The 11,410-nt window shown below is 42.6% G+C and carries 11 protein-coding genes; 9 read left to right on the top strand and 2 right to left on the bottom strand.

Features of this window, described 5'->3' with window-relative positions:
* Window positions 1–152 precede the first annotated feature (152 nt).
* The 5 genes from ABFC84_07975 (at window position 153) to ABFC84_07995 (ending at window position 4,907) form a co-directional block, all read left to right on the top strand.
* The gene (locus ABFC84_07975; GenBank protein ID MEN6412687.1) at window positions 153–1,172 is read left to right on the top strand and encodes a hypothetical protein; all 1,020 of its coding nucleotides are present in this window, start codon (window positions 153–155) and stop codon (window positions 1,170–1,172) included.
* A gap of 513 nt (window positions 1,173–1,685) precedes the next feature.
* Complete coding sequence (locus ABFC84_07980; GenBank protein MEN6412688.1) at window positions 1,686–2,579, top strand: LysR family transcriptional regulator; 894 nt, start codon at window positions 1,686–1,688, stop codon at window positions 2,577–2,579.
* Window positions 2,580–2,598: 19 nt separating this feature from the next.
* Window positions 2,599–3,786 (top strand): MFS transporter, encoded by a 1,188-nt coding sequence (locus tag ABFC84_07985; GenBank protein ID MEN6412689.1) that lies wholly within the window; start codon window positions 2,599–2,601, stop codon window positions 3,784–3,786.
* Between the two features lie 157 nt (window positions 3,787–3,943).
* Complete coding sequence (locus ABFC84_07990) at window positions 3,944–4,399, top strand: MarR family transcriptional regulator (protein MEN6412690.1); 456 nt, start codon at window positions 3,944–3,946, stop codon at window positions 4,397–4,399.
* A gap of 16 nt (window positions 4,400–4,415) precedes the next feature.
* Window positions 4,416–4,907 carry a GNAT family N-acetyltransferase gene (locus ABFC84_07995; GenBank protein MEN6412691.1) on the top strand — a complete coding sequence of 164 codons (492 nt, stop codon included), beginning with the start codon at window positions 4,416–4,418 and terminating at the stop codon, window positions 4,905–4,907.
* An 18-nt stretch (window positions 4,908–4,925) separates the two neighbouring features.
* Here ABFC84_07995 and ABFC84_08000 read toward each other — a convergent pair whose 3' ends face one another.
* Window positions 4,926–6,008: a clostripain-related cysteine peptidase gene (locus ABFC84_08000; GenBank protein ID MEN6412692.1), complete on the bottom strand. Its 1,083-nt coding sequence runs from the start codon at window positions 6,006–6,008 to the stop codon at window positions 4,926–4,928.
* Between the two features lie 234 nt (window positions 6,009–6,242).
* On the opposite strand from ABFC84_08000, the gene ABFC84_08005 reads away from it, so the two are divergent.
* Window positions 6,243–7,034: a hypothetical protein gene (locus tag ABFC84_08005; protein MEN6412693.1), complete on the top strand. Its 792-nt coding sequence runs from the start codon at window positions 6,243–6,245 to the stop codon at window positions 7,032–7,034.
* Window positions 7,035–7,390: 356 nt separating this feature from the next.
* Here the strand turns inward: ABFC84_08005 and ABFC84_08010 are convergent, their stop codons facing one another.
* The gene (locus ABFC84_08010; protein ID MEN6412694.1) at window positions 7,391–8,257 is read right to left on the bottom strand and encodes a DMT family transporter; all 867 of its coding nucleotides are present in this window, start codon (window positions 8,255–8,257) and stop codon (window positions 7,391–7,393) included.
* Window positions 8,258–8,394: 137 nt separating this feature from the next.
* Between ABFC84_08010 and ABFC84_08015 the strand changes: the two genes are divergently transcribed.
* The 3 genes from ABFC84_08015 to ABFC84_08025 all read left to right on the top strand — a co-directional run bounded on the left by ABFC84_08015 (window position 8,395) and on the right by ABFC84_08025 (window position 11,266).
* The gene (locus tag ABFC84_08015) at window positions 8,395–9,282 is read left to right on the top strand and encodes a LysR family transcriptional regulator (GenBank protein MEN6412695.1); all 888 of its coding nucleotides are present in this window, start codon (window positions 8,395–8,397) and stop codon (window positions 9,280–9,282) included.
* A gap of 414 nt (window positions 9,283–9,696) precedes the next feature.
* Window positions 9,697–10,080, top strand: coding sequence for a reverse transcriptase domain-containing protein (locus ABFC84_08020; protein MEN6412696.1), 384 nt, complete (start codon window positions 9,697–9,699; stop codon window positions 10,078–10,080).
* A gap of 487 nt (window positions 10,081–10,567) precedes the next feature.
* Complete coding sequence (locus ABFC84_08025; protein MEN6412697.1) at window positions 10,568–11,266, top strand: amino acid racemase; 699 nt, start codon at window positions 10,568–10,570, stop codon at window positions 11,264–11,266.
* Window positions 11,267–11,410 lie beyond the last annotated feature (144 nt).

Raw genomic sequence — 11,410 nt, forward strand, 5'->3', positions numbered from 1 at the left:
GTGGTTTATCATGGCCATATTACCTTATGTCAGGAGAAGGATATAGGAATAATTTGTTAAAGTTAAAAATTAATTGATATTTAACGAATTTAGGTCGATTATAGTGGCTCAGTCTGCATCAACAGCTGGATCAGACATAAGGAGGTTCTTAAATGAACAACAAGTGTAAATTCATTTCACACACCAGTACAGCATCTGAAAAACCATTGCGAGTCAAGGAAATTGGGAGTTTTTATGTTGGCGGTCAGGATGTTACATTGGAGGGACTGCCTACATATGAAGCCGTGGCGGTACCAGGAGGAGCACCACGCAAGGTAGATCCTAACGGTGATTTTATCACGGGACAAATGTATGTACAGTATGTACAACTAGCAGATACGAAAGCAAAATATCCGTTATTGATGTGGCATGGCGGTGGTTTGACCGGTTCCAACTGGGAGACGAAACCTGATGGCCAACCAGGCTGGCAGTCTTTTTTCTTGAAAGCTGGCCACGATATTTATATATCTGATGCGGTCGAACGTGGCCGTTCTTCCTGGTCCCGCTATCCGGAGCTCTATAAGACTGAGCCTGTGTTCCGGCCCAAAAAGGAAGCCTGGGAATCCTTCCGCATTGGTCCCTTATATGCTACTAACCCTTCTGAACGAATAGCGTTCCCTGGGGTGTTGTTTCCCATAGATGCCTTTGATGAATTTATGAAACAGGCGGTTCCCAGATGGACGTCGAACAATGCCGCTATTCAGGCTGCTTACGATCAACTCTTGCAAAAAATGGGACCCTGCGTACTGCTTGTCCATAGCCAGGCTGGCCCGTTTGCCGAAAAGGCAGCTCTGAATGCGCCTGACAAAGTGAAAGCTATAGTTTTGTTAGAATCAGCAGGGTCACCAAACATTGAAAAGGAAAACTTGGCGGCAGTTAAAAATATCCCCCACTTATTTATCTGGGGAGATAACGTGCAGAAATACCCCACTTGGGCTGGACCTAAAGGTTATTACGCTATAAGTGAGCGATACCGAGATGCTCTTGTCGCAAGCGGTGTTCCTGTTTCCTGGATTGATTTGCCTCAAATCGGCATCACAGGTAATTCGCATATGATGATGATGGATAAAAATTCTGATGCCATTGCTACCATCATACAAAAATGGTTAGAAGATCAACGATTGATGAAATAGTTTGAGACAATGTTATTAAATATAACCGACCTTCGCGGGGAATCGAAAATGCATATATTCTTATTGCGAAAAGCCGTCGGACAATCTGTAGTATGTCTTAGAAAAACTGCCAGGACGGTAGGGGTGAGGGTCTACCCAATGTCAGTCTGTTCATTTTTTAAAACACCAAATATTGGAATAAAATTGAGCTTTGCAACTGTACCTGATGATATTAGGAATGGAATTCAACTTCTTTACAAAGTATGGTTTAAATAAACGAGTCGGTTCGTTATGCCGCTCGTTTATTATGGTGCAAAAAACGCAAAAATGGTCTGTTATCTACCAGCGCGTGTCAGTGGTTCAAGTGCAGGTCTGCTAATTGAAAAAACCGATTGAGTCAATGAATATATTAAATTTCACTTTTTTTAGCGAGAAAGATAAAATGAAAGCAACATAAATATAGAGCCTAATTAATTGTCAGGCCGAGAAGAATGTCCTACAATTAAGAAAAGTAATTGTAGGATGTGTTAAAATATGGATTTGCGTTTATTAAAAACTTTTCTTTCCGTAGCAAAAACTGAGAACATCACACAATCTGCACAAGAAATTAATTTTAGTCAACCTACTGTAACAGCTCAAATCAAAGCATTGGAAGAACATTTTGGAGCTTTGCTGTTTGAACGAGTAGGCAAAAAGTTGTATATAACAGAAGCGGGAAAGTGTTTGATTAGCTATGCAGAAAAATTGCTAGTCATTCATGGCGAAGCTCAAGCGGCTTTGCGAGAATTCTCATATGCTAAAAGCATCAAGATAGGTCTTGGTACGGCAGTGGCGGCACATATACTTTCGCCTATTCTTCAGGAATTTCAGGGAAAAATGCCTAATGTTGCAGTAAGTATTGAGCATTGTTTTAGTTTGCCGATTACAGTGAAAGGCATATTGGATAATAGTTTTGATTTTGCAGTGGTTCATGATGAAATTAGCCACAATAGAATTCTGCAATTTAATGTTGCGGTGCAAAGGCTAGTGTGGGTTGTGTGCCCGAGCCTTGTTGAAAAATATGGAAATGACATTTGGCGGTACCCGTTTATCGCATTAAAGCAAGGTAGCATTTATCGAAAAATATATGATGAAATATTTCGCGAAAAGGGGATAAGACCGGTTTTGGAATACAGCGATTCCGAAGCAATCAGGCAGGCTGTGCTAAACGGATTGGGAGTGGGCATATTGCCGGAAGTATTGGTTAGAGACAGCGTAAATGATGAGACATTGGTTGAGCTTAAGCAGGTGCCAAAACTCGGAGTTACATTTTCGGTCATTTTCCATAAGGAAAAAACATTTACAAGGGAAACGCAGGCACTATTAACAATGATGGCTTCACGTGTAAAACTTAAAAGTTCGCTGTTAGATTATTTACACTCCATATAAGCGGAGAGGATTGGGGCTTATGGTAAAAATTTTAGGCGGCACGGAAAAAATATATAATAAAGCTCTATTAACTGGAGGATTAGCGCATTTTATGCATGATGGAGTTACCGACATGCTGTATGTCTTTTTTCCAATATGGCAAGCCCAGTTTTCGCTGACATTCACTGAGATCGGTTTTTTGAAAACCCTTTTTTCAGGCACTATGGCCGGTTTTCAAGTACCGTCAAGTTATCTGGCTTGCCGAATAGGAGGAGTTCGGTTGCTGGTACTGGGGACAGTACTTACAAGCGTTTCCTTATTCCTGTATGGGTGGGCACCAACGCTAGTAGTTTTAGGCTGTTTACTTATTGCAGGAGGATTAGGCTCAAGTGTACAGCATCCATTATCTTCGTCGCTAATTTCTAACGCTTATCCTGATAATGATGCGCGAAGAGTTGCGCTGAGTACGTTTAATGTGGCAGGTGATATCGGTAAGCTGCTTTTGCCGGCTGGAGCTTCCTTAATAATAAGTCGGTATAGTTGGCAGGCTGCAAGTCAGGTTATGGGGATAGTGGGTATAGGAATAGCAATTCTTCTTTTTATAAACAGTAAAAATATAATCTATCAGAATGCCCGGCCAGAAAGTGCAAAACGAGCAAGTAAATCAATGGTATGGAAAGCAAGCAAAGGCTTTTGGGCTTTGTTAATAATAGGAATGATTGACAGCAGTACGAGAATGGGATTCTTAACTTTTTTCCCTTTTGTGCTGCAAGATAACGGGGCGGTGGTGACGACAATCGGGTTAGCGCTGTCTCTCATATTTGCTGGGGGCGCTATGGGCAAATTTGTCTGTGGTCTGCTAGCTACAAAAGTTGGAGTACTCCGGTCGGTCATCATTACGGAGATACTCACATCGCTTTGCATTTTGGGTATGCTCAGTTTTTCATTACATGTTGAAATAATGCTGTCTTTGCTTCTCGGGGTGGCCTTAAATGGTACTTCTTCCGTACTTTATGGCAGCGTTCCGGAATTGGTACCGGAAGGAAATAGACAGCAAGCTTTTGCGATATTTTATACAGCAACGATTGCTTCGGGAGCATTCTCGCCCTGGTTGTACGGAGCTGCAAGTGATATTATCGGAATAAAAGCATCTGTAGTATTGATAGCGCTAGTGGTATTGTTTGTTATTCCGCTAACCATACCAATCAAGAGAAACCTTGTTTGGTGATCCCTTTTGACAAAACGGATGGCTAATACCTTTATTAGCGCTTTGACAGGAGTATTTTTTATATAGCCATAAAGTTGACACTTCAACTTTATGGCTATATAATTTAGTTGAAATATCAATCAATTAAAATTGCTATGGAGGGGTTAAGATTATTAAATTGGAAAATGAAGTACTTCGAGAAGTAGGGTCGTTGGCTCGTTGTATTCAGTCTATAAGTGATATTAAATATCGCCAAATTAATTTAAAAAGAGGTCAATTTGTTTTTTTAACTCGTATTTGCGAAAATCCGGGTATCAGCTTAATTGAACTTTCCAATATTCTCAGGGTAGATAAGGCAACATCAACTAAGGTAGTACAAAAGCTGATGAAAGAAAATTATGTTTTAAAAGAACGTAATGATGAAGATAAAAGGGGATGGCATTTGTTTCCTTGTGGCAAAGCACAAGAGATTTACCAATATATTATTCAAGAAGAGAATCGGAATATTGAAATATGTTTTACGGGATTAAGTATAGAAGAAAGAGATACAGTTTATCGATTACTTAAGCGGATGAGTGAAAATATTGAACATGATTGGAAGGAACTCAAACATTATAAGGGCGAGTCAAAATAGGACAGGAGGAAATAAAATGGGAGAAGTTCTAATTACAAAATATACTGACAAATACAGGGAAGATGTTATTGATTTAATTCTCAGTATTCAGCAAAAAGAATTTAATATTCCTATAACAAAAGAAGATCAGCCTGACTTAAGCAATATAGCCAATTTTTATCAATCAGGGGATGGGAATTTTTGGATAGCTCTTAATAACGGTCAGGTCGTTGGGACGATTGCATTAATCAATCTAGGAAACCATCAAGGGGCATTGAGAAAAATGTTTGTCAAGGCTGCTTTTAGAGGAAGTAGATATAATGTGGCAAAATCATTATTGCACCAGTTAATGATATGGTCTAGCGAGCATGATCTTTATGAAATTTATTTAGGAACTACAGAAAAGTTCCTAGCGGCGCATCGTTTCTATGGAAAGAATGGTTTTGTACAAGTAAATAAAGTGCTATTGCCAGAGACTTTTCCTATTATGCAAGTTGATACAAGTTTTTATAAACTTAAAATTGAATAAGGTTAATAATCTTCGGCTTTATTTGAGCGGGGCTATACAACTTAGAATGTCTATCCAGCTATTATTACTTGCAAACGACAGTGCGTCGTAATATGGCTGGAACCGCATGTACTGAGTGAAATGATTAGGCAAGTAGATGCTGGGGCCCATTTTTCGATTTTGGATGAATTCGTTTAAGACCGGATAAAAAACAAATTCTGACAATACGTTTTCAATGCTTTTACAGCAGGTATCGGCTTTGACGAGATTGGCATCAGCTTGTTTTATTAAGTCTTGCAAGCTGATGAGTGCAGACGGTTTTGTCGATAAGCCGGGTAATTTTTTAAGTAATTTATTATCAAGTATTAGTATAGCCAGGTTATTGATTAATGCTTTCAGCACTATAAAAATTTTTGGAGCCAGCGAAATGGCGAAAAGGGCAGTATCCAAAGGAAATTTTAGATTAATGGATTGAACTATATTTTTGACAGATGTCTTCACACTATATTTACTTGCTTCATTGCTGATAAGTAAATTGATGAGAGCATGCCAAGGCAACCCTTGCATGGGGGGATTTTCCTGTGGTACTATCAAATATTTTACGCAATGTCCGGCTAAAGCCAATTCATACCAAATTTCCACTAAATTCATATAGCAAGTATCAAATACCATAATGTCAATGCTTTTTTGTGTTTGTGTGTAAAAAGAGGATAGTGCCTGGACAAATTCCCGGATACTTATTAGATCTATTATTTCGCGGCCGCAATCCATCATTATCCCGGCAAATCCTGCGCTATGCCCGCACATGACCAGCATAAGGCGATTGGCGGTAAATTGCGAATATCCCCATAGTAAAAATTCAATAAAGGATGTTGCTTTTCCCATATTGGCGCAGCCCAGGGAATCACTTAGAGCGAGCCAGCCGTTTTTGCTGATATAACGCCGCGAATCTCGCTGCGCGGCGTTATTTTCCTGCACTTTTCTGCCGAACTGAGCCGCAACATTTATATTCGGAGGAATTCTGATGTTTTGCAGAACTTTGAATTGTTCTGCCAAGGTTTCTTCCAGGTCATTATTTCCTGCAATATACAGCAGCACAGTCCACTGATCAATCGTTGCCATAGTATTTATTATACCTCCGGACAGTATGGTCAACTTCGCTTTTACCGTTGAAAAGCACGGTAGTTTATTTGCTTATAAGGATTAGTTATGTAAAAGCGGGGCTTGATATATTTCTATTCAACATGGCCGGCATAAGTGCCCCCAAAAATCGCAGCAGCAAGAATTGAGGTCTCAGGCCAATTTACGAGCATATAATGTAAAAGTGAAAATTTGCGATAAAGGGCGGATTACTGGATGGAGTCTGTATCATTTGACTATACCGGAGCATTGCAACCGTTTACTGTTCCGGAAGATGTAACCAAAATTACCGTTACCGCGGTTGGTGCCCATGGGGGCGGAGTTACCCTTACAAGTCATTCTGGTGGCTTCGGGACATCTATTACAGGGGATTTTGTGGTTACTCCCGGTCAGAATTTAGCGGTGCTGGTGGGGGGAGCCGGCAGAGATGCCATTCATTCGGGAGGCGGTGGCGGCGGATCCTTTGTATGGCGCGGAACAGACTATAGAGACATTGCTACGGCTACGCTGCTGGTTGCCGCGGGAGGCGGTGGCGGCGCGGGACTTTCAGGGAATGGACTGGGAGCCGGCACTTCAACTAGTGGCGTTACTGTCAGCGGCGGCGGCAGCGGCGGTAGCGATGGAGATGGCGGTGGTTATGCCAGCGACGCAGGCGGAGGAGCGGGGATAGCCGGTAATGGCAAGGGGGAGGGAAGTTCTATGGGGGGAACTGCAATTTATTCCGAAGGTAAGGGAGGAACAAGTACGGACGAAACAAACAGTGGCGCCGGAGGCTATGGCGGCGGTGGGGCAGGAGGGCCTGTTGGTGTCAATGGTGGGGGAGGCGGAGGCTACAGCGGAGGCGGCAGCGGAAGTATCGCTACTGGCGGAGGCGGTGGTGGTTCCTTTAATGCCGGTACGAATCAGAATAATACTCCCAGCACCAGAGCCGGCAATGGGACGGTTACGATAAGTTATGGCGCATCAGATCCGTCAACTACGCGGGGACTGCGGGTTTTCTATCCGTAAAGGGAAGCCTTTTTCGGCAAATTTGAACTGGACGATAAAAGGGTTAAATATAAATACGACCAAGTATTTAAAAGCATTGATGTAATTTATTTTATAAGAGTGCATGTGTTTAGTATAATTGACAGCTTTTATTCTTAAACCGCGTGCCTGTGGTTTGAATCCTCCGGGGAACACTAATTAAAAAATAGTAACGGCAAGGCATCAGAGATTTTGAGCCTTGCCGTTTTTGTATTTTAAGCAGTTTTGTACGAGGCTTTCATGTACGGGACAGCGGTTTTTCCCGCCACTTTATACTCCGGATAGCTTCCGGCGGAAGGTGATCCATCTGTTGCGAAGGGGACTGTAAGGGTGCGCAATTAACCAAGGGCTAGGCAGGTTAGTCCGGACAGAATAACGATGGCAGCGGTTATACGAAGTTTAGCGTCTTCTTCCGCCAGGAACCGGGCTCCCATGATGGCCCCGATTAAAATACTGACTTCTCGGGCGGGGGCGGCATAGCTCACCGGCGTAAAAACCATAACTGTGAGAACAAGAATGTAGGAAAGCGGACACAAAATCGCGACACCAAAAATCGAGCGGCGGTTGGTTCGCCATTGTGTAATTGCGTTTTCACGGTTTTTCAAGGCATAGGGCAGCATCAACAAAGCCTGACCGACAGTAGTGCCCCAATACAGCAGTATTGGCGGAACCGCCATATTGCTGACTGCATACTTATCCCAAAGGGTGTAGCCAGCAATAAAAACTCCGGTGAAAACAGCAAACAGAATAGCCGAGGAGGCTTTACTTTCGGCATACTTTGCCGGGTTGCCTAAAAGAAGAAATACACCGACTGCGATAAACAGGGTACCTGTTAATGCAATGAAAGACGGGTGTTCTCCCAGAAAAAAGATGGCAGCCAGTGTCGACAGCAAGGGGCCTGTACCACGGGCCAGAGGATAAACGAGCGAAAGGTCACCGGCTTTATATCCTTTATTTAGCAATAGGAAGTATCCGACATGAAGAATAGCACTTCCCAGCATAAAAATGATGTACCCCCAGTGGAATGAGGATCTTGTAATCCATAGCAAGGCAATAACAACCGGGATATACAGTACGGATGCAACCACATTAAACAACCACACGAACACAGCTCCGCCACAGGCTTTTTTGGATATAAAATTCCATGTTGCATGAAAGAAGGCTGCACCGATAAGAAGCAGTAAGGCCAGAACGGTCAAATTCATTTCCTCCTTTTACATATCCTAATGATAACAGTATTGAATATTTTCCAGCTTCATGTTAATTTTAAATATAGAATGACAGAATGTAAAACGAGAAAACTTTGTATTTAATATTGAAATATTCTATAGGTGGTGGCAGGGTGTATTTTTTGGGAATCGAAGCGTTTCTAGCCATTGTACAAACCGGCAGTCTAACGAAGGCCGGTGATTTGCTAAATTTAACACAAGCGACTATCAGCTATCGATTGAAAACCCTGGAGCATCTCTTGGGAAATACCCTAATCGAACGTAATAAAGGCGCCCATACCGTTTCTTTAACTATATTTGGAAGAAATTTCATTAATGTAGCAGAACGTTGGCGAGTATTAAAGCTAGAGACAGATTCTTTGTGTAGTGACCGACCGGAATTGCATCTTTCGATTGGCGGTTCCATGAGTCTGAACCGCTATCTTTTGCCGCCGGTATTTCAGGCACTCAGCAAACATATACCCGAAATACAACTTCGGGTTCGTACAGAGCATTCCTGTGAACTCTATAAATGTATTGAGCGGCGGGAAGTTGATGTAGCCTTTGTGAAAAGGGAACTGTCATTGCCTAACATTGAAATAGAGACTTTTTATATTGATGAGATGGTATTGGTCAGGCCTTTCACTCCTGACAATATTGCAATGAAATCGGTTCACCCGCAAGAGTTGCGAGGCGAGCATGAGTTGTATATCAATTCGACCGGGTGGGGTTCCGCTTACCAAACATGGCATGACCAGTGGTGGGGGTCTGGCTGTTCAGCCCGCATTAGAATTGATAGTACCGGAATGATCTTTCCGATGATGCAGGATTCCAGGCAATGGGCCATCGCTCCCAAGACGATAGCCACTGCATTTATCAAATTGGGCCAATGCGTTATCCAACAGCTATCTGATCCGCCGCCGTCCATGGTATATTATAAAATCACACATACCTGTCCCAAGCCGGTAACCATGGAGAGCCTCAATATATTGAACCGCTATCTGGGGCTGATTAATCAATAGGAGACTCTTCTATTGTTTTGTCGATGTTCACAATAAGCATCGAATTTTCGCTAAAGAATGGGGTTGTTTGCTGGTTCTTTTTCTAACACTGCTCAAACCGGCGCGAAGAATTTCAATTTCTTTGTTTAGTGTTGTCACGTTCAACATGGATTTCCGCTTACTTATAACGAAACTTTCTGAAATGCTTAGTGAAATCAATGCTTTCCGGGATTTCGCCGTAGCAAGTACTACGTTATGAGTCAAAGACACGTAACGATTTGTAGTTTTCAGCGATGACAAAGGTTCGAGACCATTTTGCTAAGTTTTTCAGAAATTCAGATCTACTGCGGTTGATCGTACGCTTTCTTAAACAGGGATCATGGAACAGGGCAAAAACGATGTGACGGAAATGGGAACGCCACAAGGGGGGGAATTATATCTCCTACTTTGGCGAACGTATACCTGCACTATGTACTGGACCTGTGGTTCACCGTCAAAGTGAAACGGGAAAGCAGGGGAGAGGCATATCTCATCCGGTATACCGATGACTTTCTGTGCTTCTTCCAGTACCAAGAAGATGCTGAAACTTTTAATCAGAAGCTCATTGAGCGATTGAGGAAATTCAATCTGGAGATAGCGGAAGGCAAAACAAAAGCATTGAATTTGGACGCTTTGCGCAAGAAAGGCGTGCACGGCGAGGAGAAGGTAAACCGGGAACTTTTGATTTTCTCGGATATACGCATTACTGTAACCAGAGTCAAAATGGAAGATTCCGCGTCAAGAGGGCAACCAGTAGGAAGAAATTCCGAGCGAAGCTAACAAGCCAACCGCTTTTGCACAATGGCTTCACGAGAATATGCATACAGAGATAGGAGAGCTAGTAAGACAAGTTAATGCTAAGTTAGTTGGGCATTACCGCTATTACGGGGTAACCGATAACAGCGGCAGAATTCATGGCTTTGCATATTTCATACGGCGTAACCTTTTCGCTGCGCTGAATCGTCGGAGCCAGAAAAAGAGTCTTACATGGGAAAAAATTCGCAAAACTTAACGAGCGATTCCCACTTGCAAGGCAAGAATCTATGTGAATGTATATAGCTAACGAAGTGAATGATGTTGTGAAGAGCCGGATGCCTTAATAGGGCACGTCCGGTTCTGTGAGGGTTGTGCACCGTGAGGTGGCGCTTCTACTCGACCACGTGTCCTGCACTTTTGAGGAGAGGAGGCCTAACTTTATAAATGTGAATTACTGCGATAGAGCGAGATAAACAAAGAAAAACGTTTGATTATTAAGGGAGGAGATAGAATGAAAAAATTAGGTTTGGTCGGGGGGATGGGCCCGGAGTCTACTATCCTTTATTATCATGACATTGTGTACGGCGTCCAGAAGAACGTCGGTGGCGGTTACTTCCCCAATTTAACCATTGAAAGCGTAAATGTATTTGAGGTTCTGAGATTATGTCGGGAAGGAAAATTTAGTGAACTGGTGGACTACCTTATGCAGGCAATCAACAATTTGACTGCCTGCGGCGCTGAGTTTGCCGCTTTGTCAGCCAACACACCGCACATCGTATTCGACGAATTGAAGAAAAAATCCCCCATCCCGCTCGTAAGTATAATTGACACGGCCTGCAAGGAAGCAAAAAGACGGAATTTTACAAAGCTGGGCTTGCTGGGAACGGTATTTACAATGACCGATGAGTTTTTCAAGGAGCCTTTTATCGACAGTGGAATCGAAATAATTATCCCAAAAGAGCAGGAGATGTCATTGATCAATGAGAAAATTTCCGGTGAGTTGGAGTTGGGAATTATAAAAGACGAAACGCTGCAGGCCTTCTTGAGAATTATCAAACGTATGGAACGTGAGGAAGGCATTCAGGCTATCATACTAGGCTGTACAGAACTTCCCTTAATCTTAAACGATGAGGTAACTCCCATCCCTTGTTTGGACACGATGAAAATCCATGTGCAGGCGCTGGTGGATACCATCACAGAACGATTATGAAGGCAATCGCCTATCAAAAATTACGGCAATTAGTGTTAGAAGGTAATTGGCATATGGACAGCCTAAAAGTGATAAGACGATTTGATCTAAAAAAAGCTGGAATTTGTTCCGCAGTGGCGCGGACTGCTAATATCATCGTTCATC

The organism is Veillonellales bacterium, from assembly GCA_039680175.1.
Taxonomy (GTDB): Bacteria; Bacillota; Negativicutes; order JAAYSF01; family JAAYSF01; genus JBDKTO01.

What these genes read in the sequence shown, in the direction of transcription:
- ABFC84_08000 (MEN6412692.1), bottom strand. Translation starts at nt 6,008, where the DNA reads ATGGCAACGATTGATCAGTGGACTGTGCTGCTGTATATTGCAGGAAAT.
- ABFC84_07980 (MEN6412688.1), top strand. Translation starts at nt 1,686, where the DNA reads ATGGATTTGCGTTTATTAAAAACTTTTCTTTCCGTAGCAAAAACTGAG.
- ABFC84_07975 (MEN6412687.1), top strand. Translation starts at nt 153, where the DNA reads ATGAACAACAAGTGTAAATTCATTTCACACACCAGTACAGCATCTGAA.
- ABFC84_08005 (MEN6412693.1), top strand. Translation starts at nt 6,243, where the DNA reads ATGGAGTCTGTATCATTTGACTATACCGGAGCATTGCAACCGTTTACT.
- ABFC84_08025 (MEN6412697.1), top strand. Translation starts at nt 10,568, where the DNA reads ATGAAAAAATTAGGTTTGGTCGGGGGGATGGGCCCGGAGTCTACTATC.
- ABFC84_07995 (MEN6412691.1), top strand. Translation starts at nt 4,416, where the DNA reads ATGGGAGAAGTTCTAATTACAAAATATACTGACAAATACAGGGAAGAT.
- ABFC84_07985 (MEN6412689.1), top strand. Translation starts at nt 2,599, where the DNA reads ATGGTAAAAATTTTAGGCGGCACGGAAAAAATATATAATAAAGCTCTA.
- ABFC84_08010 (MEN6412694.1), bottom strand. Translation starts at nt 8,257, where the DNA reads ATGAATTTGACCGTTCTGGCCTTACTGCTTCTTATCGGTGCAGCCTTC.